The sequence below is a fragment of the Paraburkholderia sp. USG1 genome (assembly GCF_031570135.1).
Lineage (GTDB): Bacteria > Pseudomonadota > Gammaproteobacteria > Burkholderiales > Burkholderiaceae > Paraburkholderia > Paraburkholderia dioscoreae.
On sequence record NZ_JAMWXW010000003.1, the window covers coordinates 239358 to 262534 of the forward strand.

Genomic DNA, 23177 nt, shown 5'->3' on the forward strand with positions numbered 1-23177 from the left:
GCGCTGTCGTGCATAGCTTGCACACTCGCGACAACGGTTGCGCGGGCTGAATATCCCGACCACCCGATACGGATCGTGATTCTGTTTCCTCCGGGCGGCGAGACCGATCCGCTGGCGCGCATAGTCGGACAGGAACTCGGCAAGGCGCTGAACACCTCGGTCGTGATCGAAAACCGACCGGGTGCGGCGGGGAACATTGCAGCGGCACTCGTCGCTCATTCGCCGAAGGACGGCTATACGCTGCTGTGGGGACTCGGCACGCAGTTGACCGTCAATCCCATTCTGTACAAAGATCTGTCGTACTCGGTCGAAAAAGATCTCACACCGATCTCGATGATGGCCGAATCGGGTTTCGTGCTTGTCGTCAATCCGAAGGTGCCCGTTCACTCGCTTCAGGAACTCGTTCAGTACGCCCGCGAACATCCCGGCAAACTCAACGTGTCGACCGCAGGCGTCGGCAGTCCGCTGTATCTCGCGAACATGCTGTTCATGGCACGCACCGGCACTCAGACCGTGAACATCACGTATGCGGGGAATACGGCTTTACCGGTGCTCACTGGCGAGGCCGACCTCGTGTTCGGCAGCCTGTCGAGTTCGATCGGGTTTATCAAGGCCAACACAGTCAGGCCGCTCGCGGTAACGGGCGCGCAGCGCCTCGGACCATTGCCGGACGTGCCCACCATGAAGGAAGCGGGCGTGCCGAGTTACATCATGACGACATGGCACGCATTGCTCGCGCCCGCGGGCACGTCCAAAGAGGTCGTCGACAAATTGCACGACGCATTGGTGAGAGCCCTCGCCGCGCCCGACGTGCGCGGGTTCGCGGCTTCCCGCGGCATTACGCTGGAGACCAGCACGCCGGCTCAATTGCGTCAGCGAATTCGCGACGACTCGACCATGTGGAGCAAGATTCTCCATGACGCGGGCGTTGGCGCGTTGAATTGAGCTGGCGTTCAGCCGCCCTCTTCCAGTCACCTCCTCAATCGTGGCGCTTCAACCCGCCGCTTCGCGATAATTCGCGAACTTCGACATCTGTCCGATTCCCGGGTTGAAGCAGTTGCAAGGATCGAGTTGCTGATAGAACGCGGCGAGCTGCGGCTTCGCGTGATACAGATGCCCGACGTTATGTTCCGCCGGATATTCCGCGCCGCGGCGGTCCAGCAGCGTCCACATCTTGTGTTCGACTTCGAGGCAATCGTTGCCCTTCTTCACGATGTAATCCTGGTGGAACACGTGGCACAGGAAGTGGCCGTAGTACAGCTTGATGGAAATCGTCTCTTCGATCTCGGGTGGCAGCGTCTCGATCCAGTCGCGATCGTTGCGGCGCAACGCCACGTCGAGCGCGACGATGTTCTCCACCTCACGCGGATGCACCGCGCGGTAGCGAACTGCGGCGCCAGCGGCGGCGAAGCGATGCAGGAACGCTTTCCTGCCTTCTTCGTCGGTGCATTCGAAATAACCGCCGGTCGCGCTTTCGAAATAGCCGGAGAGAAAAGCGCGCGTTTCCTCGACGCTGCCAGCCGCCACCTTCAGCATCAGGTGATGCTCGTATTTGTCGCGATACTGCTTCATGCGCGGCGGCAGATGGCTCGGAAACAGCCGGCTCGCGGCCTGCATCACGCGGTCGGTGAAATGCGAAGGGAAAAAACCAAGGCGATCGAATAGCGCGTCGAAGCGGCTTTTCAGTCCGAATAGCGCGGGCAGCCTGGAAGTGCCGAGGTAATTGATCGCGAGGAAAGTATCCTTGCCGTACTCCTCCGCAATGTCGAAGGCATCGCGATGCAGGTATTCGCCAGAGATCGGCAGATGCTTGAAGTCGTGCAGCGCGTGGCGGCGGATCACCGTAAGCTCGTCCGGCCGGTTCGTGCCGATATAGAACACCTTGGCATTCTGCTCGATCGGAAAGGTGTCGAGCCGCACGCCGAACACCATCAGCTTGCCGGCGGAGCCCGACGCTTCATGGAGGCGCTGCGGATCGGCGTTAAAGCGCGCCGGTGTATCGGCATCGATCTCACGCACGTGTGTCGCGTAGCCGTGGTCGGACCCGGCGCCCGCGTCGTGCCGGACATCGGCAGCAGAAAACTCACCGCGTTCGAGTCGGCCGAGAATCTCGTCCGGCGTCTTGCCCAGTGAGATGCCGAGATGGTTGACCAGGTTCAGTCTGCCTGTCGCATCGACCTGCGCGAATACCGCCATTTCCGTATATGCCGGCCCGCGTTGCACCAGCGCACCGCCCGAGTTGTTGCAGACACCACCGAATACCGAAGCGCCGATGCAACTCGAGCCGATCACCGAATGTGGCTCGCGGCCGAGAGGCTTCAGCACTTTTTCCAACTGATCGAGCGTCGCGCCCGGAAGGCAGACCACCTGCTTGCCGTCGTCGATGACGTACACCTTCTTCATCCGGGTCGTGCTGACAATCAGGATGTCGCGATCGTAGTCGTTGCCATCAGGCGTCGAGCCGCCGGTGAGGCCCGTATTCGACGCCTGCGTAATGACAATCACGTTCGCCGCGATGCATGCCTGCAACACCTTCCACTGTTCGACGACTGTGCCGGGACGCACTACGGCGAGCGCCCTGCCCGCGCCGAAACGAAAGCCCGTGCAATAGCGATGGGTCGCACCGTCACCCGTCAGCGTGTGCTTCCTGCCGACGATGTTGCGCAAATCCGCAACGAGCATTTGGGCCGCGTTGGCCGGCAGGTTGGCTAGTGGTGTGCGCGCTGCGGACATCGAACTTCTCCTCGGGAAATGTTGGGTGAGATACGCGTCGATCCCGGCCGGTGGTTCGGGTGCGGCCTTTGAGCGCATCGGGTTGACGCAAAGGTTAGAATGAGCGCAGTCATTAGTCCAATATCTCGAAGTCACTTTCTGGAGACGAAAAAGATATGGAATTCCGCCAGTTACGCTACTTCCTCGCGGTCGCCGAGCACCTGCATTTCACGGACGCCGCAACGCACCTCGGCATCGCCCAACCGCCTTTGAGCCAGCAAATCCTGAAGCTGGAGCGGGAAATCGGCACGCGGTTGTTCATCCGCCATCCGCGCCGCGTCGAATTGACCGAGGCCGGGCGGCTGTTTCGCGAGCGTGCCCAGCGCATCGTGGAGGATGCGCGAGAGGCGTTTGTCGAAGTGCAGAACGCGGGGCGCGGAGAGACCGGGCGGCTTTCGCTTGGGTTCGCGGGTTCCACGGTGTTTCATCCCACCGTCGCGATGACGATGCAACAGTATCGGCATGCCTATGAGCGCGTGTCCATCAGTTGCGAGGAGAGCAACAGTTCGCTGCTGCTCGACAAGGTGGCTGAGCGGCAACTCGACGCCGCTCTGGTGCGCATGCCGCTGAACTGCCGGGATCTGGTCGTGGAACCGCTGGTCGACGAAGACATGCTGGTCGTGCTGCCGGCTAGCCACCGCCTGAGCCGGCGGCGGCGCGTCGATCTGGCGGGCCTGGCGAAAGATCCGTTCATCCTCTTTCCGCGGCCGATCGGCCCGAACCTGTACGACTCGATCATCAGCGCGTGCCGTGAGGCCGGCTTTGCGCCCGCCATCGGCATGGAGTCGCCGCAGATCTCGTCGGCGGCTAACCTCGTGGCGGCGGGATTCGGAGTTGCGGTGGTTCCCGCATCGATCCGGCAGATCCAGGTGGAAGGCGTGTCGTACCACGAACTGCAGGGCAAACCGCTTTCAACAGGTATCGCGCTGATTCATCGGCAACGCGAGAAGTCGCCGACCGTGCTGAACTTCGTGAAGGTGTTGCGGCAGCAGCGGGCTGCCTCGCGTGCGGCGTGAGACCGTCGCGAATACCGCATCGAGCAATCGGTACGATCTCAGGCGGCGCATCGCGGTCGATCATTGCTTGCTGGAGGTTGCCGCGGCTTGCTCGATCAGCTTCGCAACGTGGCCGGGAGGTGAAATGCAGGTTACGTGGTTCGTATAGCCGTCTGCATGGATTGCGATTTCCTGTTGACAAGACCCGCGGCAAAACGGCACACTCAATCCCATGTTGACGCACATCTCCATCGCTAATGCGATTACACACCCGAAGCGAGCCATGATCGGCTGGCCATTGGGGGTATGCGTGCGTTAGCAGTCTAATCTGCGTAACCAATCCCCAAGGCCCCGCCGGTAACGGAAGGGGCCTTTTGTTTTGTGCGCGCCTCCGTCCGCCGGCTTGATGACGGAGAGCAAGATGGATCAGGCAAGCCCGCAGTGCATGGATGACGACTCGAGTCCGGTTGCATATCAGCAGCACGAGCGTCTACCGAAGGTGGTGGTGCATTTTTCTGTAATGCCTGGCGCTACGCTGACCTGGCGTGTCGAAGCCGACAGCACGCTTGCAGTGAAAGACGAGCGCCTCTGGCTCACACGCATCAGTTCCCCTTACGATCATTGGCTCGACCCGGGACAGACATTCCAGTTGCAACGCGGTGAGCGCGTATGGCTCAGTACGGATAGCGAATGCGCCGCGCGGGTGTCATTGAGCTATGTGCTTGCGCCGAAAGTTGGCCCGTTCAGACGCTGGCTGGGAAGGCTCGCATGGTTGAGCCTCGGACCGCCTGCGCCGCGTTAGCAGCGCTGATGAACGCGCGATCGACGAGGCTTGCGCGCGCCCGATAAACAAACACCCCTGCTATGAGGGGTGTTTCGGTACGTCTGTCTGACGGGCTTGCGGACTCAGAACGACCCACATGCCGTCTTGCATGAAGGCATTGTCACGCTCGCGCGCATAGCGTTGATGTGAACGTTAGTGCGGGGGTGACGGCGATCACTTCGCCGCGTCTTGCGGCGTGACTTCCACCGCCGCTGCCGACACGAAGACCGCATGGATCGTATCGCCCACCTTGACGTCCTTCAGATCGACGTCCGGTCCGACCTGGAGCGTTTGCGTCTGATACGCGCCGCGCAGCGTGACCAGCCGTTTCTTGCGATCGATCTTCTGCACCGTGGCGAGCACCTCGACCTGGCGTGCCGATTCGAAGCCGCCCGAGGCCGGCGCGTACACCTGCGTATCGACGCGCGCACGAACACCCTTGTCTTTACCGCTGACTTTCTCGGCCTTCACGAGCAGCGCGTTCTTGTAGAGCACGTCAACCCGGTCACCCACTTTCAACTGGTCGAAACCGGCGACCTGCTGGCTCACCAGCACGACCACCGCGTTACCGTCCGGCCCTTTGAGCGTGAGCGTGCGGCTGCCCGGATCGATGCCGACGATCTGCGCCTTCACATGCACCGGCTCCACTGCGCTGACAACGCCCTGCGCGGCACTGGCCATCGAATCTTGCGCCCACGCCGGCTGAGCTGCGGCGAATGCCGCGACCATCAACGCTGCGCCAATTGTCGCTGCCTTCATATATGTGCTCCTTGAAAAATTATTTGATTCGGCGAGACGGCAATCTGAAACTCTGGAATGCCGATGTTTAACGCCGCGAGTACCCAGGATATCGTCAGGATGATAGTTTTTTAAAAGGTACGACGCGGACGATTTTACATGGCTTGCAGCGAACTTTGATTGATTGAATTGTGATTTTCGAATGAATGCTGGCAGTGCCGTCAGGCGCCGCGGCGTTGCGCCGCAGCGAAATGCCACCCATTGACAATACTGTGACATTTCCCGGCCGCTCTTAATGACCGGCATGTCTGAAATGCGGCCAGAATTAAATACATACTGCAAGACTGGCGAATGCGAAATCAATGTTCCGTGAAATTCGAACATAATCCGAATCAGACGCAAATTCGATATCCGCCTGATCTGCGCGCGGCACAAAAAAACAGCCTCGTCGCGTGAGCGAAGAAGCTGTTTCTTTTTTCTTGAACCAAAGCTTGAACCCAAGCGCGCCGGCTCGACCGCTAAACCCTCACACCCGTTCAATCGCGATCGCAATGCCCTGCCCGACGCCGATGCACATCGTGCACAGCGCAAAACGGCCCTGCGTACGATGCAACTGATACATCGCGGTGGTCACCAGACGCGCGCCGCTCATGCCGAGCGGGTGGCCGAGCGCGATCGCGCCGCCATTCGGATTCACGCGCGCGTCGTCGTCGGCCACGCCGAGTGCGCGCAGCACGGCGATACCTTGCGAAGCAAACGCCTCGTTCAGTTCGATCACATCGAATTGATCGACGGTCATGTTCAGACGCGCCAGCAGTTTTTGCGTGGCGGGCGCCGGGCCGATGCCCATCACGCGCGGCGCGACGCCGGCCGTTGCAATACCCAGCACGCGAGCACGCGGCGTGAGGCCGAAACGCTTTGCGATTTCTTCATTGGCGAGCAGCAGCGCCGCTGCGCCGTCGTTCACGCCGGAAGCATTGCCTGCCGTGACCGTGCCGTCCGGACGCACCACGCCCTTGAGTTTCGCGAGCGCATCGAGACTCGTCTCGCGCGGATGCTCGTCTTGCGATACCGTGACCGGATCGCCCTTCTTCTGTGCGATCGTCACGCCGACGATTTCCTGCGCGAGCGTGCCGTCGCGTTGCGCGCGCGCCGCCTTCTGCTGGCTGCGCAACGCGAAAGCATCCTGATCGGCGCGGCTGATGTTGTAGTCGGTCGCGACGTTTTCGCCGGTTTCCGGCATCGAATCGACACCGTACAGTTTCTTCATCAACGGATTGACGAAGCGCCAGCCGATGGTCGTGTCGTAAATCTCGGCCTGGCGCGAGAACGCGCTGGCCGCCTTGCCCATCACGAACGGCGCGCGGCTCATGCTTTCCACACCGCCGGCCACCATCAACGCGGCCTCGCCCGATTTGATGGCGCGCGCCGCAATGCCGACCGCGTCCATGCCCGAACCGCACAGGCGGTTCACCGTCGTGCCCGGCACGCCTTGCGGCAAGCCGGCCAGCAGCAGCGACATGCGCGCGACGTTGCGGTTGTCCTCGCCGGCCTGGTTCGCGCAGCCGTAGATCACGTCGTCGATCGCGTTCCAGTCGACGTCTTTGTTGCGCTCCATCAGCGCTTTGAGCGGCACGGCGCCCAGATCGTCTGCGCGCACCGACGACAGCGATCCCGCATAGCGGCCGATAGGGGTGCGAATCGCGTCGCACAGGAATGCTTCGGTCATGATGTCTCCAATGGATGTGCTGCATGCGCTGCGCCACGACCGGAATTGCGGCGCGGCGCGGCGCAGGCTGGATGCACGGATGCGCCGGCCCGGCGTCCTGCAAGTGGACTTGAACGCGACGGGAAGCAGCTGCGGGGCAGCCCTCACGTCAACTCAGCCTCGCGCGGATGATAAACGATGACCTCGGGACTGAGGCTATTTGTTCTTTACACGAACACACGGTCATATATCGAACAACCAGCCTCGATAATAGGCGCGCGGCCGAAACCATGTCAAGCGCGGCCGCGCCCGCACCAGGGAATACGTGCAGCCTGCGACGATTCTTGCAAAAGGATCTGACGATTGACGCGCCCGTGCCGGCGCGCCTTGGTCAAGGCGCCGGCACGAGGCTGGAAGACTGCCTGCGGCGTGCATGAGGACCGCTGTAGGGCTCTGTGCGAAACCGCGGCAAGCAGAACTACGACTAGCGGATCTGGATATGCTCGTCCGCGACATAACTGCGGATCACGTCGGCAAAGCTGCGCTCGCCGCTTAGCCCCAGCGCTTGCGCACGCGACGTATCCCACCGTCCCGGCCAGCTGCCCACGATTTTTTCGACTCGCGCATCCGGTTCCCACACGATCCGCCCGACGGCCGCGTCGCCCGCCACTTCGCGCAGCGCGGCGACCATTTCGTCGACGCTCACCGAAATGCCCGGCAGATTCAGCACGCGCTGGTTGCCGAGCGCGGCGGAATCGAGTTCGAGTCCGGCGATCAGACTCTCGATCGCCTTGCGCGGCGACAGCAGCCACAAGCGCGTCGAGCCCGCGACCGGGCACACTGCCGCTTCGCCGTTCAACGGCTCGCGAATGATGCCGCTCGCGAACGACGAGGCTGCGGCATTCGGCTTGCCCGGCCGCACGCTGATGGTCGGCAGCCGCAGCACCCGGCCGTCGACGAAACCACGCCGCGCGTAATCGTTGAGCAACAACTCCGCGATCGCCTTCTGCGCGCCATACGACGACTGCGGATTCAGCGCGGTATCGTCCTGCACGACGTCGGGCAGCTCGCCGCCATACACCGCCACCGAGCTCGTGAAGAGCACGCGCGGACGGTGGCCACGCTGCCGGCACGTTTCCAGCAGCAGCCGCGACGCATCCAGATTGATGCGCATGCCGAGATCGAAATCCGCTTCGGCCTGCCCGCTCACGATCGCGGCCAGATGGAAGATCGCCGACGTCCTGTCGTCGATCACGTGCCCGAGCACGCTGCGCTCGGCGATATCGCCAACTTCCGCGCGCACGCGGCTGTCGCCGAAATCGTTGGCCTTCACCACGTCGAGCAGCACGAGTTCGGTAATTGCTTGCGGCGTGCCTTGCGTGTCCTTCAGGGAACCGCGCGCGAGCAGCTCACGCGCGAGACGCTGGCCGAGAAAACCGGCGCCGCCGGTAATCAGTACTTTCATGATGTATTTCGTCCTTGTTAGCGGTTCGCGTTCAGATACGGTTTGAGCCAGCCGAGACCGGCCGAGGTGCCCGCGCGCGGCCGGTATTCGCAGCCGATGTAGCCGTCGTAGCCGAGCGAGTCGATCAGTTCGAGCAGATACGGATAGTTCAGCTCGCCCGTATCGGGCTCATGCCGCTCCGGCACGCCCGCGATCTGAATGTGGCCGATGCCCGCCATATCGCGTTTGAGTTTGAGCGCGAGATCGCCCTCCACGATCTGGCAGTGATAGCAGTCGAATTGCACCTTAAGATTCGGCGCGCCGACTTCCGCGCAGACCGCTTGTGCTTCGTCCTGACGGGTCAGAAAAAAACCCGGCATGTCGCGCGTATTGATCGGCTCGATCACGACCGTGATGCCTTCGGCCTGCGCGGCCCTGGCGGCATGCGCGAGATTGCTCAGGTATACCTCGCGATGCTTCGCGCGCGGCTGATCCGCGCCGATCAGCCCGGCCATCACATGCAGCTTGCGATTGCCGATCACGCGCGCGTAGTCGAGCGCCGTGTCGATGCCGCGACGGAATTCGTCCTCGCGGCCCGGCAGCGACGCAATGCCGCGTTCGCCGCCGGCCCAGTCGCCGGGCGGCGCATTGAAGAGCGCTTGCGTCAGACTGCTCGCGTCGAGCCGCGCCTTGATCTCGTCGGCACGGAAGTCGTAGGGGAACAGAAACTCGACCGCTTTGAAGCCGTCTTGCGCCGCAGCGGCGAAACGGTCGAGGAAAGCGTGCTCGTTGTACATCATCGTGAGGTTGGCGGCGAAGCGAGGCATGGCAGCGACTCCTTGAAAACGGTTTGATCCCGCGCGCGGCAGCGACTCATACCGCGCGCGAGTATCGGTTTATCGGTTGACCAGTTTGGGCGGCGTGAGCCACGTGGCGATCGCGCCGATCACGAGCATGCCGGCCAGCACGTACATGCCGGTCTGCGTGCTGTGCGTGAGATCCTTCAGATAGCCGATCATGTAAGGGCTCGCAAAACCCGCGAGATTGCCGATCGAATTGATGATCGCAATGCCGGCCGCGGCGGTCGCGCCCGACATGAACGCAGTGGGCAACGACCAGAACAGCGGCGCGCAGGTCAGCACACCGGCGGCAGCGAGCGAGAGAAACACGATCGACACCACCGTGTTGTCCGCAAACGACGCTGCCACCGTGAAGCCGATCGCGCCGAACAGCGCCGGCACGATCAGATGCCAGCGGCGCTCACGGCGCTTGTCGGCGCTATGTCCCATCAGATTCATCACCACGATCGCGCACAGAAACGGAATCGCGCTCAGCAAGCCGATATTGAATGCATCCGTTACACCGGTCGATTTGACCAGCGTCGGCATCCAGAACGTGAGGCCGTATTGTCCGGTGACGAACGCGAAATAGATCAGCGACATCAACCACGTGCGCGGATCGCGGAACACTGCGCCGACGGAATGTTTCTGCGTCTTTTCCTGCGGCTGCGCGGCGGCGATTTCATCGGTGAGCAGCCGCTTTTCGCGCTCGTTCAGCCACTTCGCGCTGGAAATGCCGTTGTCGAGATACAGGATCGTGGCGATGCCGATCGCGATGGCGGGGATCGCTTCGATCAGGAACATCCATTGCCAGCCCGCGAAACCCGAGCTGTTGTGGAACGTCTGCATGATCCAGCCGGACAGCGGATTGCCGAAGATGCCCGACACTGGAATCGCCGACATGAACACCGCAATGATCTTTGCGCGCCGATGCGACGGAAACCAGTAAGTCAGGTACAGGATCACGCCGGGATAGAAACCGGCTTCGGCGAGACCCAGAAGGAAACGCAAGATATAGAACTGCATGGGCGTCTTCACGAACACGAACACCGCCGATAGCAGCCCCCACGTGATCATGATCCGCGCGATCCAGATGCGCGCGCCGATCTTGTGCATCAGAATGTTGCTCGGCAATTCGAACAGAAAATAGCCGATGAAAAACACGCCGGCGCCGAGACCGAACACTGTTTCGCTGAATGCCAGGTCTTGCGACATTTGCAGCTTCGCGAAGCCGACATTCACGCGGTCCAGATAGGCGACCACGTAGCACAGCATCAGAAACGGCACGATGCGCCAGAACACTTTCTTATAGGTGCGCTCCACTTCGGCGGCGCCGGGTTGTCCCGCGGCAGCGGCGGCGGCTGCAATCGGGCGGCTGGATGCGGTCTGATACGAACTCATGCATTGTCTCCTTGAATGGATGGCCGGCGCGGCGCATCGGGCGCGGCCTGGCTTTGTTTTGTGAGTGTTGTCTACCAGCGCGCGCCGAACACGGCGCGCAGTTCTTCGAGTGCGGCTTCATCGAGCGGCGCGGGCCGCGGGTTAGTCATCAGCCACAAACGCGCGGTCTCTTCGAGTTCTTCGAGCGCATACGCGGCTTGCGCCACCGAGCGCTCCCACACCACCGGGCCGAGACGCTCCAGCAGCACGGCGCGAACGCTATCGGCAAGCGCGGCGATCTGTTCGGCGACTTGCGGATCGCCAGGACGCCTGTAACGAATCAGGGGGACGTGGCCCACTTTCATCACGTAGTACGGCGTGATGGGCGGCAGAACGTCGGTCTCGCGCCACACGCCCGCGAGAGTCAAGGCGACCAGATGCGTCGAATGGGTATGGACGATGCCGCGCGCTTCGCCGTTGCGCGCATAGATGCCGCGATGCAGTGCCAGCGTTTTCGACGGGCGTGCGCCGGACACCGCATTGCCGTCGAGATCGACCTTTGCGATATCGGCGGGATCGAGCCGACCGAGACAGGCATCGGTCGGCGTGATCAGCCAGCCGTCGTCGAGCCGCGCACTGATGTTGCCGGCGGTGCCCACCGTATAGCCGCGTTGATAAAGACTCGTGCCGGTCACGCAGATTTCTTCGCGCACGCGTGCTTCGTTCGTCGTATGGAGTGCGGGCGCACGGGTCATTGCATGTCTCCGTCCAGATGGCGCAGTGCCTTTTCGAAGAAGTCCGTCGTGCCGAAATTGCCGGATTTCAGGGCGAGCGCGAGCGGCTCGGCGCCGGTCGTCGCGGTGGCCGGCACGCCGGGATCGATCTGCGCACCGATTCGCAGCGTGTGCACGTCGAGCGCCTGTACCACCGCGCCCGAGGTTTCGCCGCCCGCCACCACGAACTTGCGCACGCCGCACTCGCGCAGGCCGCGCGCAATCGACGCCAACGTGGCTTCGACCAGATGCCCTGCTTCGTTCACACCGAGTTCGCGTTGCACCGCCTTGACTTCGTCGGGCGTGGCGGTGGCGTAGATCAGCATGGGTTCGCCCTTGTCGAGGTACGGTTGCGCGAAAGCCAGCGCCTGCTCGACGACTTTCTCGCCACGCGCCGCGGCGAGCGGATCGACGCGGAACGCAGGTCGTGTGGCACGCCACTCGGCCACCTGGGCGTTGGTCGCCTTCGACGCGCTGCCGGCCAGCACCGCCGACAATCCCTCGATACGCGGCAGTTGCGCGGCGTCCGCCTGGTCTTCCAGCAAACCCGCACGCCGAAAATTGGCCGGCAAACCCAGCGCAATGCCGGAACCGCCGGTAATCAGCGAGAGATCGGCGCAGGCTTCGCCGAGTATGTAGAGGTCGGCGTCGGACACCGCGTCGGCAATCGCCATGCGCACGCCTTCACGGCGCAACGTATCGAACGACTTGCCCACCGCCGACACGCCTCGCGCCACGGCGTCGTAACGTACGAGACCGACTTTCGATCGGGTCTGACGTTGCAGCACGCTCACGAGGTTCGCGTCGCGCATCGGCGTGAGCGGATGGTTCTCCATGCCGGACGCGTTGAGCAATACGTCGCCGACAAACAGATGGCCGCGAAAGATCGTGCGCCCGTTCTCGGGAAATGCCGGGCAGGCAATCGTGAATGCGCCGGCATTGCCGTCGGCGGATAACGCGTCGAGCAGCGCATCCGTCACCGGGCCGATATTGCCCGCATCGGTCGAATCGAAGGTCGAGCAGTACTTGAAGAAGAACTGGCGGCATCCTTGCGCGCGCAACCAGTCGAGCGCGGCGAGCGATTGCGCGACCGCGTCGGCGGCGGGAATGGTGCGCGATTTCAACGCGACCACCACGGCATCGGCCGCGATCGTTTCATCCGATGCGGGCACGCCGATGGTCTGCACCGTGCGCATGCCGCCGCGCACCAGCATGTTGGCGAGATCGGTGGCGCCGGTGAAATCGTCGGCGATACAGCCGAGCAGCGCGCGTTTCGTATTGGCCGTCATGGCGCGACTCCGGTTACTTCGCCGCCGGCACGTCGATGCCGGGGAAAATCTTGATGACCGCCGAATCGTCTTCACCGCCGTGACCGGCCGAGGACGCCATCATGAACATCTGATGCGCCGCGGCGGACAACGGCAACGGGAATTTCGAACCACGCGCGGTATCGAGCACGAGACCGAGATCCTTGACGAAAATATCGACGGCCGAGAGCGGCGTGTAGTCGCCGTTGAGAATGTGCGGCACGCGGTTTTCGAACATCCACGAATTGCCCGCGCTGTGCGTGATGACCTCGTACAGCGCATCCGGATCGACGCCCTCGCGCAAGCCGAGCGCCATAGCCTCGGCGGCTACCGCGATATGCACGCCGGCCAGCAACTGATTGATGATCTTCACTTTCGAGCCCGCGCCGTGTTCGGCACCGAGGCGATACACCTTGCCGGCCATTGCTGCCAGCACGTCTTCGCACGCGGCATAGGCCGCCGCCGGACCGGACGTCATCATGGTCATCTCGCCGGACGCCGCGCGCGCCGCGCCGCCCGAAACCGGTGCGTCGAGCATCTGCAAACCGGCCGCCTCGATCCGCTTGCCGAGTTCGATCGCGAAGTCCGGCGCCACGGTCGCGCTCGCGATCACCACGCCGCCCTTTTTCATCGCGGCGATTGCGCCCTGCTCGCCGAACAGCACGGCCTCGGTTTGCGCGGCATTCACGACCAGCGTGACGACCACCTCGCATTGCGCGCCGAGTTCGGCTGGCGTGGCCCAACCCACGCCGCCTTCCGCGACGAACGCATTCAGGACTTCGCTGCGCAGGTCGCACGCATGCACCCGCAGACCCGCGCGCAACAACGAGCGCGCGACGCCCAGGCCCATTGCGCCAAGACCGATGACACCGACATTTCTGGACATGCTTGACCTCTATGTATTCGTTGGACGTTCGCGGCCGTAGCCGAACCCGGACGCACCGCACTGAAGCCCTGTAATGAAGCTCAGCAAATCCCCGCTTCCGCGAGACGCCGTGCCGCGTTGTACATATGGGTTCGCGCCGCATTGCGCGCCGCCATCGGATCGCCGGCCCGAATCGCGGCGGCGATCGCGGCATGCTCTTCGCGCACCTGACGCGAAAAGTCTTCGCGCAACGCTTCGTTGTGGCGCGTGACGACCGTGCCGGCTTCAAGGTATTGGTTCAGGAACGTGAGGGTCTTGAGGAAATACGGATTGCCGGTGGCCGCCGCGATCGCGCGATGGAACGCGACGTCTTCCGCCACGCCGTCTTCGCCTTCGGCCACGGCTTCGTCGATCTTCGCGAGCGCCGCATCGATCGACACCATGTCGGCGTCGCTGCGGCGCATGGCGGCCTCCGATGCAACCTCCGCCTCGATGGCCCGGCGCAACGCGAGAATCTGCACCACCGAACCCGGCTCGACCGCTTCCGCGTAATCGATCCGCAGCGGCCGGATCGCGCCGTGCGCGGCGATGAACACGCCGCTGCCCTGGCGCGGTTCGACCACGCCCTCGTTCTTCAACCGCGAGATCGCCTCGCGGATCACCGTGCGGCTCACGCCGAACTGCTGCGCGAGCACGGCCTCGGTGGGGAGCTTGCCGCCGCGCTTGAAAGTGCCTTTATCGATCTGCTTCAGCAACTGTTGCGCGACCGTGTCGCTCAACGCCCGCGCAGGAATCTTGTCGAACATCGATGCCTCGATTGATCATGTTATCGGGTCATCATACAAATTTTGGATGCGACCTGCATCCATGCAAACCCTGGCATTTTTGCTCGCCAAGCGGCAAAGTTGGCGAAACAGAAGGCTTAAGCTATCGTCACGCCTTTGAGTCGCATTGCGCCGGGTGAACATGTGCGACGCGCGTCCGCCCTTTCTCGAACGCATCTTTCAAGGTCCATGAGCCAAGCCCTGCCGCCGTCTTCCGCCGTTCCCGCCAGCGCCGAACCGGCCCCGGACAAACCGGGCGACTCCTATGTGCAGTCGTTTGCGCGCGGCCTCGCCGTGATCCGCGCGTTCGACGCCACGCGCCCCGAACAGACGCTCACCGACGTCGCCGCCGCCACCGGCCTCACGCGCGCCGGCGCGCGCCGCATCTTGCTGACCTTGCAGACGCTCGGTTATGTGGAGGCCGAAGGGCGCCTCTTTCGCCTCACGCCGAAGATTCTCGACCTCGGCTTCGCGTATCTGACCTCCATGCCGTTCTGGAACCTCGCCGAGCCGGTGATGGAACAACTGTCGGCACAGGTTCACGAAAGCTGCTCGGCGGCCGTGCTCGATCGCACCGAGATCGTCTACGTGCTGCGCGTGCCGACGCACAAGATCATGACGATCAACCTGTCGATCGGCAGCCGCTTGCCGGCGTATTGCACGTCGATGGGCCGCGTGCTGCTTGCCGCGCTCGACGACGAAACGCTCGAGGCGACGCTGAATTCGGCGCCGCTCTATGCGCATACGCCGCGTACAGTTACCGACAAGGAAGAGCTGAAGAAGCTGATCGCGCAGGTGCGCCGCCAGGGCTGGGCGATCGTCGATCAGGAGTTGGAAGGCGGACTGATTTCGTTATCCGCGCCGATTCGCAACCGGCAGGGACGCGTGATCGCCGCGATGAATATCAGCGGCAACGCGCAGCGCAATTCGGCAAAGCAGATGGTGAAGGCGTTTCTGGAGCCGCTGCAGCACGCCGCGCAAACCGTCTCGGAGATGGTGGCGAGGCGCGGGTAATTCCGGCGGCGGGCGCCGCGACGGGCGATCGGCACGACTCGATGGCCGGATCACTGCCCCAGATAGCGCTCCACCAGCCGGGTCCAGAACGCCGCGCCAACCGGCAGATTGCGGTCGTTGAAGTCATAGTGCGGGTTATGCACCATGCAGCCGTCTTCGCCCGCGCCGTTGCCGATCCGTAAAAACGTGCCCGGCCGCTTCTGCAGCATGAAGGCAAAGTCTTCGCTGCCCATCAGAATATCGGTCTGCGCGACTACCTTGTCGTCGCCAACCAGTTCGCGTGCCACCCCCACCGCGAAATCCGTTTCGGCATCCGAATTGACGACGACCGGATAGCCTTCGATGTATTCCACCACCGCCTTGCCGCCATAGCTCGCGGCCTGGCTTTCGGCAAGTTCGGTAATGCGCTTCTTCAACAGCGCGCGCACTTCGGGGCTGAACGAGCGCACGCTCAGCTCCAGCTTCGCGCTGCTGGAAATCACGTTGTTCGCGGTGCCCGCATGCATGGCGCCGACCGTTACCACCGCCGGCTGCGACGGATCGACATTGCGCGCGACGATGGTCTGCAACGCCATCACGATGCTCGCCGCCACCACCACCGGATCGACCGTCAGATGCGGACGCGCCGCGTGGCCGCCCACGCCTTCGATCGTGATGATCGCCTTGTCGCCCGCCGACATGAACGGCCCTTTGCGAAACAGCAGCACGCCCGGCTGTTCGCCGGGATGGTTGTGCATGCCGAACACGGCGTCACAGGGAAAGCGCTCGAACAGGCCGTCGTTGATCATCTTCAGCGCACCGCTGTCGATGCCGCTTTCTTCGGCCGGCTGGAAGTACAGATGCACCGTGCCGGAAAAATTGCGTGTGGCCGCGAGGCGTTGCGCCGCGCCGAGCAGCATGGTGGTATGGCCGTCGTGGCCGCATGCGTGCATCTTGCCGTGCGTGCCGCTCGCATAGGGCAAGCCGGTTTGCTCGATGATCGGCAACGCGTCCATGTCGGCGCGAATACCAATGCTGCGCTTGCCGTCGCCCACCTTCAACGTGCCGACCACACCCGTCTGGCCGACGCCGCGCGTGACCTGCCAGCCCCACTGTTCGAGCTTTCCGGCGACCAGTTCGCCCGTCTGGTGTTCCTCGTAAGCCAGTTCCGGATGGTGGTGAATGTGATGGCGGATCTCGCGCAGGCTCTCGGCGGCAGGCGCCAGGTCGGACACTTCGGTAAAACGCGCGGCTTCGCTCATTTCTATGGCTCCGTTGATTCATGGCCGCGGCACAACGCGGCGAACAAGCGAGCACTATAGCTACGCCGCTTTGTTCGAACAAGATGCTGTTTTCTCATCCTGACCAACAACCGTCACGGAAGGGCTTATCCGAACGAAGCTGCAGCAGTTGCACGCATTCGCCACCGCAGCCCCATCATCGCTGCCCGCGCGCCGCCGCGCGAGCTCCGCGTGACGCAATCGGCCGTGACGCAAACCGGATAGTACGGGTTACTGAACGTCGGCTTCCGCCTTCAGGAACGCAATCAGCGCGTGGCCCGCTTCGTCCAGCGCGCCGGAGTTGTCGATCGTGGTGCAGCGCACGCCATCCGGCAACGAGAACGGCGCGCGGCGCGCGAGCCTCGCCGCGACCTGTTCCACCGACTCGCGCGCCCGCGCGCCGAGCCGGGCTTCGAGAATATGCGGCGCGGCGTCCACGTGCACCACTTCCATGTTCGGATAACGCGCCAGCGCGTGCTGCACATACTGACGCGAGCCGTTGACGACAACCGTGCAACCGCGCGCGAGCCATGCATCCAGTTCGATACCGATGCCATAGCGCAGCGAGTGGCTCGACCATTCGAGCGCGAACAGGCCGAGCACCGAGCGCACCGCGAATTCTTCGACGCTCAATGCCACGTGCGCTTCGCCATTGCCGCTCGGCCGCGTGATATAGCGGTGCGAGAACAGAATCGGTTCGCCCATCAAACGCTTGCGCGCGAACTCCAGCAACGAGTCCTTACCCGCGCCGGACGGTCCCATTACATAAACCAAACGACCTGTCATTGTTATTTCACCTCGTCGGTCTGAAACGGCACGCGCTGCCACAACACGAACGGCTCACCGGGCGCCGGTTCGACGAAGAGCGCAGCGTGGTCGACAATCAGCGGTCCGAGCGCGGGCGTTTGCGCCTGCCACCATGCAACCAGCGTGGCACGCTCCTGCGCATCCGCGAGCGAACTGGAGAGCGTCATGTGAAAACGGAATTCGTCGAGCACATACGGATAACCCCATTCGGCCAGCAGCGCGCGTTGCCGTTCGCTCAGCGGTGCCGCCGACCGGCGGGCTACCTCGGCGGCGGATGGCCGTGCACGTAATGGATAGAGCGTTTGTAACGCGCTCGTTGCCAGCTCGCGAATGCTAGTCTCCCCTTGCGCGGTGGACGGCCTCAGTGCGACGAAATCGCCCAGCGTCGCGGCTTCCACCGGCAACACAAAGGCACTCTGCGTCCGCGCCCATTCACGTGTGGCTTGCAGGACATGTGCCTGCGTGATGCCTTCGGCAAGCCGGAACGGCGCGACCAGGGTGCCGTGCCAACCGTAGCGGCGCGGCGCCCCGGTCAACGCTGCGAGCGGACGCGTCAGTTCCGGAGGTTGCGGCGCCGCGCACCGCTCGCCGCTTTCGGCGTCGCGCTCAAGCCACGCCGAGCCGGCCTGCCACCACGCCGATTCACGCGACGGCGCGTAATACACGGCAAAACGCGCCTCCGCGCCCCATGCGGCGCCGCTCACAGGTCGTGCTCCACCAGCAGTTGCACGCGATCCGCGGCAAAGTGCGTGAAGCCGTATTTGACCGGCGTGCCTTGCAGATCCACGTCGACGTTTTCGACCCACAGCACCGGCTGCTGACGGTTGATATTCAAACGCCGCGCCACTTCCGGTTCGGGCAGCACGCTGCCAATCCTGCTCCATTTGCGCAGATAGTCGTTCACGCCGAATTCCGCCATTGCCTTGGTGATGCCGCCGGTGCGCTCCAACACGTCGGGCAGGTCCGCAAAGCGCGCCGCCGGATACCAGTTGCGCGCGAACGTGAGCGGCACGCCGTCGGATTCATGCAGCGATTCGATCCGGTAGACCGGCGCGCCGGCCCGCAGACCCAGCGCCTTGGCGACGCTCGGCTCGGCCTTCACGCGCGCGGCCGACAACATGGTGCCCGCCGCCGCGTGATGCTGCTGGCGCAGGTTTTCCGTGAACCGCGTGCGGCGGCCAATCGTATAGTCGATGGCGCCGGGCTGCACGAAGGTGCCGCGCCCCTGCTCGACGCTGACAAGGCCCAACGCCGCAAGACCCAGCATGGCCCGGCGCACGGTATGCCGGTTCACGTCGAAGCGTTTGGCCAGCTCGCCCTCGCTCGGCAGGCGCCCTTCTTCGCCGAAACCGCTGGCGGCGATTTCCGCCGCCAGAATCTGCTCGATCTGCCGCCACACGGCAACGCCCGCGCCGCGTTCGAGCATCGTGCCCGGCGTCGCGTTGTCGTTCGATGTCATGGTGCTGTCATTCCCTTGGGTTCAAATATTCGCTATGACGTGCATTGTAGTGCGCAAGCCGTGATGAAAATGTGAAACGGCTCGCAAGCGCTATACGGCTCGACAAGCATACGCCTAAACGTCTAGACGTTTAGATGAATAGATGGTCAAATGTCCACTCACTGGATCAACAGGAAATTCGATGAGCGCCACTTCCGCCTCGCCTTCCTCCGTTGCGCCCGCGCCGGTCCGGCGCGCATGGATAGCCGTGCTGGCCCGCACGCCGCGCGACGATCTCGAAGCCGCGCTCGAACGCGCATTGCGGGACATCCCCGCGCCGCCGTACGACTGGCTGCGCCCGCCTGAAATCGGCCTCGCGATGGTGCGCGGGCGTATTGGCGGCAGCGGCGACCCGTTCAATCTCGGCGAAGCCACGGTCACACGCGCCACATTGCGTTTGCGCGCGCCGGCCGGTGCCGACGCGACGGTTGGCGTGGCGTGCCACCTGGGCCGCGACCGCCGCCGCGCCGAACTGGCGGCGCTGGCAGATGCGCTCTTGCAAATGCCGGAGCATCACGCCGTCTTGCATAAGCAACTGATCGAGCCGTTAGCCGCGCAGCAGGCCGTGAAACGCGCCGGGCGGCAGCAGGACGCCGCGGCCACGCGCGTCGAATTCTTCACGATGGTCCGGGGCGACTGATGGAAAACTCACAGATTGCATTGTCCACCTTGACGCCGGGTTTCGCAGACCCGGTGCACGACACGCAGGCGGTGTTCCGCACCTTGCTCGATGCGCTATCGCGTCCGGGCACGGTCGGCGTGGTCGAAAACGTGCTGCCTGAAGTGCGCGCCACGCGTGCCGAGCTCGCCGCCTTCGCCGCGCTGCTCGCACTGTGCGACTACGCGACGCCGGTTTGGCTCGCGCAACCGGATACGGCGCTCGGCTCGGCATTGCGCTTTCATACCGGCGCGCCGCTCGTTGATGAACCGGCACAAGCCGCCTTTGCCTATATCCACGACGCCGGCACCTTGCCGCCGCTGGAAAGCTTCGCGCTCGGCGCGGCGGAATCGCCCGAGCAATCGGTCACGCTGCTGATCCGCGTCGAGGCGCTCACGGGCGGCGCGCCGGTCGTGCTGAGCGGACCGGGCATCCAGCACACCGAGACGATTGCGCCGGTGGGCCTGCCCGGGCATTTCTGGCGCGAACGCGCCGCCCTCGCGCCGCTTTTTCCCTGCGGTGTCGACTGCTATCTCATCTGCGGCGCGCGCCTGATCGGCCTGCCACGCACAACTCAAGCGAAGGTGAACTGATGTACGTTGCCGTCAAGGGTGGAGAACGCGCGATCGAAGCATCGTGGCGTCTGCTCGACCAGGCACGCCGTGGCGACATGCGGCTGGCCGAGCTCAGCGTCGCGCAGATTCGCGAACAATTGCGCCTCGCGGTGGCGCGCGTAATGACCGAAGGTTCGGTCTACGACGAAGAGCTCGCGGCGCTCGCCATCAAGCAGGCCGCCGGCGATCTCGTCGAAGCGATCTTCCTGCTGCGCGCGTATCGCACCACGTTGCCGCGTTTCGGCTACACGCGGGCGATCGATACCGAAGCGATGCAGGTGGAGCGCCGCATTTCGGCGACCTTCAAGGACGTGCCAGGCGGGCAATTGCTGGGCGCGACTTACGATTACACGCAGCGTCTGCTGGATTTCGCGCTGCTCGCGGAAGGCCATGTGGATCGCGATGCGGCGGCAAGCGCGGCGGCAGCGTCTTCTTCGATTCAAACCGCTGCGTCTAAAGCAGAAGCTGATTCTGAAGCAATGCCGCGTGTCGTCAGCCTGCTCGACAAGGAAGGCCTGATCGAACAGGAACGTCCCACGCCGAATGCGCCCGAACCCGGCGACCTGTCGCGCGAACCGCTCGCCTTTCCCGCAAGCCGCGCCACACGCCTGCAAAACCTCGCACGCGGCGACGAAGGCTTTCTGCTTGCGATGGGTTACGCGACCCAGCGCGGCTATGCGCACTCACATCCATTCGCGGGCGAAATCCGCTTCGGCACGATCGCCGTGGAGATGGAACTCGACGAGTTGGGCGAAACGGTCGAAATCGGCGACATCGACGTGACCGAATGCCAGATGATCAACCAGTTCGCCGGCAGCGGCGATGTCCCGCCGACGTTCACGCAAGGCTACGGTCTCGCGTTCGGCCACTCGGAGCGCAAGGCAATGGCGATGGCGCTCGTGGACCGCGCGTTGCGCGCCGAAGAACTCGGCGAAACACTGGCCTCGCCGACGCAGGATATCGAGTTCATGCTCTCGCATAGCGATAACGTCGAAGCGTCCGGTTTCGTGCAGCATCTGAAGCTGCCGCATTACGTCGACTTTCAGTCGGAGCTTGAACTCGTACGGCGACTGCGCGCGCAGCACGCCGCGCACAGCGAGGATCAAGGCACGAACCAGCGCCTCGATCAAACCAACGGTCAGCAGGAGCAGGCAGCATGAATGCGCCCGACACATCTCTCGCCGGCGCGTCCACTGCGTCATACGACCGCGCAGCCGACGGCTACAACTTCGCGTACCTCGACGAACAGACCAAACGCATGCTGCGCCGCGCCCTGCTCAAGGCCGTTGCCGTGCCGGGTTATCAGGTGCCGTTCGCCTCGCGTGAAATGCCGCTGCCGTTCGGCTGGGGCACCGGCGGCATTCAGGTCACCGCGGCGATCATCGGCAGAAAGGACACGCTGAAAGTCATCGATCAGGGCTCCGACGAAACGACCAACGCGGTCAACATCCGCCGTTTCTTCGCGCGCACCACCGGCGTGGCGACCACGCGCCGCACCGTCGACGCGACGATCATCCAGACCCGTCACCGCATTCCCGAAACGCCGCTCACCGAGCGGCAGATTCTGGTCTATCAGGTGCCGATGCCCGAGCCGCTCTTTCGGCTCGAACCGCGCGTCGCCGAATGCAGAAAGCTGCACGCGCTCGCCGATTACGGCCTGATCAGCGTGAAGCTCTACGAGGACATCGTGCATCACGGCAGCATCGCGACCACCTACGACTACCCGGTGATCGTCAACCACCGCTATCTGGCTTCGCCCTCGCCGATTCCGAAGTTCGATAACCCGAAAATGCACATGAACCCCGCACTGCAATTGTTCGGTGCCGGCCGCGAACGGCGCATTCACGCGATTCCGCCATACACGCCGGTGCGCAGTCTCGACTTCGACGATCATCCGTTCGAAGTGCAGAAGTGGCAGCACGCCTGCGCGTTGTGTGGCTCGACGGAAAGCTTTCTCGACGAAATGATCGTCGACGATGCGGGCAAACGCATGTTCGTCTGCTCCGACAGCGACTACTGCCACGAACGCCGCGGCGACGCCGACTTCGATTTGCCGTTGCGCGAAGCAGGCAAAGGAGAACCCGCATGACGCCGCTGCTGAGCGCCCGCTCGCTCACCAAACAATACGGCGGCCGCAACGGCTGCCGAAACGTCAGCTTCGATCTGTATCCGGGCGAGGTGTTGTGCATCGTCGGTGAATCCGGCTCGGGCAAGACCACACTGTTGAATACGCTCGCGCTGAAAACCGCGGCCGACAGCGGCTCGCTTCACTACACGGCGACTCACGGCGACCAACTCGATCTGCTGGCGTTGTCCGAACCGCGCCGCCGTCTGCTGATGCGCACCGAGTGGGGCTTCGTCCAGCAGAATCCGCGCGACGGACTGCGCAGCGGCGTCTCGGCCGGCGCGAACATCGGCGAACCGTTGATGGCCGTCGGCGCGCGTCACTACGGCGATATCCGTTACGCGGCCACGCAATGGATGGAGCGCGTCGAACTCGATTCCTCGCGCATCGACGAATTTCCGGCGGCGTTTTCAGGGGGCATGCAGCAGCGTTTGCAGATCGCGCGCAATCTCGTGACCGGTCCGCGGCTCGTCTTCATGGACGAACCCACCGCCGGTCTCGACGTCTCGGTGCAGGCACGCCTGCTCGATCTGCTGCGCACGCTGACGTCCACGCTGCATCTGTCGGTGCTGATCGTCACGCACGATATCGGCGTCGCGCGCTTGCTCGCGCACAGGTTGATGGTCATGCAGGGCGGCGAAGTCGTCGAGGCAGGTCTGACCGACCAGGTGCTCGACGATCCGCAGCACCCGTACACGCAAACGCTGGTTTCCTCGGTTCTGCCGGTTTGAGGC

General features: G+C 63.6%; 23 protein-coding genes. 9 read left to right on the top strand and 14 right to left on the bottom strand.

All coding sequences use genetic code 11. The annotated features are described in order from the left end of the window. Window positions 1-75 precede the first annotated feature (75 nt). Window positions 76-945, top strand: coding sequence for a tripartite tricarboxylate transporter substrate binding protein (locus tag NE850_RS05745; protein ID WP_232064321.1), 870 nt, complete (start codon window positions 76-78; stop codon window positions 943-945). Between the two features lie 48 nt (window positions 946-993). Here NE850_RS05745 and dld read toward each other — a convergent pair whose 3' ends face one another. Then, on the bottom strand, window positions 994-2733 hold the full coding sequence (gene dld / locus NE850_RS05750) for a D-lactate dehydrogenase (protein WP_007176620.1): 1740 nt from the start codon (window positions 2731-2733) through the stop codon (window positions 994-996). Between the two features lie 155 nt (window positions 2734-2888). On the opposite strand from dld, the gene NE850_RS05755 reads away from it, so the two are divergent. Together NE850_RS05755 and NE850_RS05760 are read left to right on the top strand one after the other, a co-directional pair. Then, window positions 2889-3788 (top strand): LysR family transcriptional regulator, encoded by a 900-nt coding sequence (locus NE850_RS05755; protein WP_007176619.1) that lies wholly within the window; start codon window positions 2889-2891, stop codon window positions 3786-3788. Window positions 3789-4188: 400 nt separating this feature from the next. Then, window positions 4189-4569 carry a DUF2917 domain-containing protein gene (locus NE850_RS05760; RefSeq protein ID WP_310698524.1) on the top strand — a complete coding sequence of 127 codons (381 nt, stop codon included), beginning with the start codon at window positions 4189-4191 and terminating at the stop codon, window positions 4567-4569. A 195-nt stretch (window positions 4570-4764) separates the two neighbouring features. Here the strand turns inward: NE850_RS05760 and NE850_RS05765 are convergent, their stop codons facing one another. The 9 genes from NE850_RS05765 to NE850_RS05805 all read right to left on the bottom strand — a co-directional run bounded on the left by NE850_RS05765 (window position 4765) and on the right by NE850_RS05805 (window position 14450). After that, a complete protein-coding gene (locus NE850_RS05765; protein ID WP_007176617.1) occupies window positions 4765-5349 on the bottom strand; it encodes a hypothetical protein in 585 nt (194 codons plus the stop codon). Between the two features lie 505 nt (window positions 5350-5854). Then, window positions 5855-7057, bottom strand: coding sequence for a 3-oxoadipyl-CoA thiolase (gene pcaF, locus NE850_RS05770; protein ID WP_165188024.1), 1203 nt, complete (start codon window positions 7055-7057; stop codon window positions 5855-5857). Between the two features lie 463 nt (window positions 7058-7520). Beyond that, on the bottom strand, window positions 7521-8501 hold the full coding sequence (denD, locus tag NE850_RS05775; RefSeq protein ID WP_310698525.1) for a D-erythronate dehydrogenase: 981 nt from the start codon (window positions 8499-8501) through the stop codon (window positions 7521-7523). A gap of 17 nt (window positions 8502-8518) precedes the next feature. Further along, complete coding sequence (otnI, locus tag NE850_RS05780) at window positions 8519-9307, bottom strand: 2-oxo-tetronate isomerase (RefSeq protein ID WP_007176614.1); 789 nt, start codon at window positions 9305-9307, stop codon at window positions 8519-8521. 69 nt (window positions 9308-9376) lie between these two features. Further along, a complete protein-coding gene (locus NE850_RS05785) occupies window positions 9377-10720 on the bottom strand; it encodes an MFS transporter (RefSeq protein WP_007176613.1) in 1344 nt (447 codons plus the stop codon). Window positions 10721-10791: 71 nt separating this feature from the next. Continuing rightward, entirely contained in the window at window positions 10792-11454 is a 663-nt protein-coding gene (locus NE850_RS05790; RefSeq protein ID WP_007176612.1) for an aldolase, read from the bottom strand. After that, on the bottom strand, window positions 11451-12761 hold the full coding sequence (otnK, locus tag NE850_RS05795; RefSeq protein WP_007176611.1) for a 3-oxo-tetronate kinase: 1311 nt from the start codon (window positions 12759-12761) through the stop codon (window positions 11451-11453). The genes NE850_RS05790 and otnK overlap by 4 nt, the downstream gene beginning before the upstream one ends. Before the next feature lie 13 nt (window positions 12762-12774). Then, entirely contained in the window at window positions 12775-13665 is an 891-nt protein-coding gene (gene ltnD, locus NE850_RS05800; protein ID WP_007176610.1) for an L-threonate dehydrogenase, read from the bottom strand. A gap of 80 nt (window positions 13666-13745) precedes the next feature. Continuing rightward, window positions 13746-14450, bottom strand: coding sequence for a FadR/GntR family transcriptional regulator (locus NE850_RS05805; protein ID WP_007176609.1), 705 nt, complete (start codon window positions 14448-14450; stop codon window positions 13746-13748). Window positions 14451-14657: 207 nt separating this feature from the next. Here NE850_RS05805 and NE850_RS05810 point away from each other — a divergent pair, with 207 nt between their 5' ends. After that, window positions 14658-15482 (top strand): IclR family transcriptional regulator, encoded by an 825-nt coding sequence (locus tag NE850_RS05810; protein ID WP_007176608.1) that lies wholly within the window; start codon window positions 14658-14660, stop codon window positions 15480-15482. Between the two features lie 50 nt (window positions 15483-15532). Here NE850_RS05810 and NE850_RS05815 read toward each other — a convergent pair whose 3' ends face one another. From NE850_RS05815 to phnF, 4 genes are all read right to left on the bottom strand, one after another. Next, window positions 15533-16723, bottom strand: a complete 1191-nt coding sequence (locus tag NE850_RS05815; RefSeq protein WP_007176607.1) for a M20 aminoacylase family protein — start codon at window positions 16721-16723, stop codon at window positions 15533-15535. Between the two features lie 249 nt (window positions 16724-16972). Further along, complete coding sequence (phnN, locus tag NE850_RS05820; protein WP_007176606.1) at window positions 16973-17527, bottom strand: phosphonate metabolism protein/1,5-bisphosphokinase (PRPP-forming) PhnN; 555 nt, start codon at window positions 17525-17527, stop codon at window positions 16973-16975. A 2-nt stretch (window positions 17528-17529) separates the two neighbouring features. Beyond that, window positions 17530-18252, bottom strand: coding sequence for a DUF1045 domain-containing protein (locus NE850_RS05825; RefSeq protein ID WP_007176605.1), 723 nt, complete (start codon window positions 18250-18252; stop codon window positions 17530-17532). Continuing rightward, window positions 18249-19007 carry a phosphonate metabolism transcriptional regulator PhnF gene (phnF, locus tag NE850_RS05830; protein WP_011491167.1) on the bottom strand — a complete coding sequence of 253 codons (759 nt, stop codon included), beginning with the start codon at window positions 19005-19007 and terminating at the stop codon, window positions 18249-18251. The genes NE850_RS05825 and phnF overlap by 4 nt, the downstream gene beginning before the upstream one ends. 181 nt (window positions 19008-19188) lie before the next feature. On the opposite strand from phnF, the gene phnG reads away from it, so the two are divergent. Genes phnG through phnK form a run of 5 tightly spaced genes read left to right on the top strand, consistent with a single transcriptional unit; the run spans window position 19189 to window position 23174 of the window. Beyond that, window positions 19189-19686, top strand: a complete 498-nt coding sequence (gene phnG / locus NE850_RS05835) for a phosphonate C-P lyase system protein PhnG (RefSeq protein ID WP_007176603.1) — start codon at window positions 19189-19191, stop codon at window positions 19684-19686. Further along, on the top strand, window positions 19686-20297 hold the full coding sequence (phnH, locus tag NE850_RS05840; RefSeq protein WP_007176602.1) for a phosphonate C-P lyase system protein PhnH: 612 nt from the start codon (window positions 19686-19688) through the stop codon (window positions 20295-20297). The genes phnG and phnH overlap by 1 nt, the downstream gene beginning before the upstream one ends. Further along, a complete protein-coding gene (locus tag NE850_RS05845; protein ID WP_007176601.1) occupies window positions 20297-21478 on the top strand; it encodes a carbon-phosphorus lyase complex subunit PhnI in 1182 nt (393 codons plus the stop codon). The genes phnH and NE850_RS05845 overlap by 1 nt, the downstream gene beginning before the upstream one ends. Continuing rightward, entirely contained in the window at window positions 21475-22407 is a 933-nt protein-coding gene (locus tag NE850_RS05850) for an alpha-D-ribose 1-methylphosphonate 5-phosphate C-P-lyase PhnJ (protein ID WP_310698526.1), read from the top strand. Before NE850_RS05845 ends, NE850_RS05850 begins: the two co-directional genes overlap by 4 nt. After that, complete coding sequence (gene phnK / locus NE850_RS05855; RefSeq protein ID WP_007176599.1) at window positions 22404-23174, top strand: phosphonate C-P lyase system protein PhnK; 771 nt, start codon at window positions 22404-22406, stop codon at window positions 23172-23174. The genes NE850_RS05850 and phnK overlap by 4 nt, the downstream gene beginning before the upstream one ends. The last annotated feature ends 3 nt before the right edge of the window (window positions 23175-23177 follow it).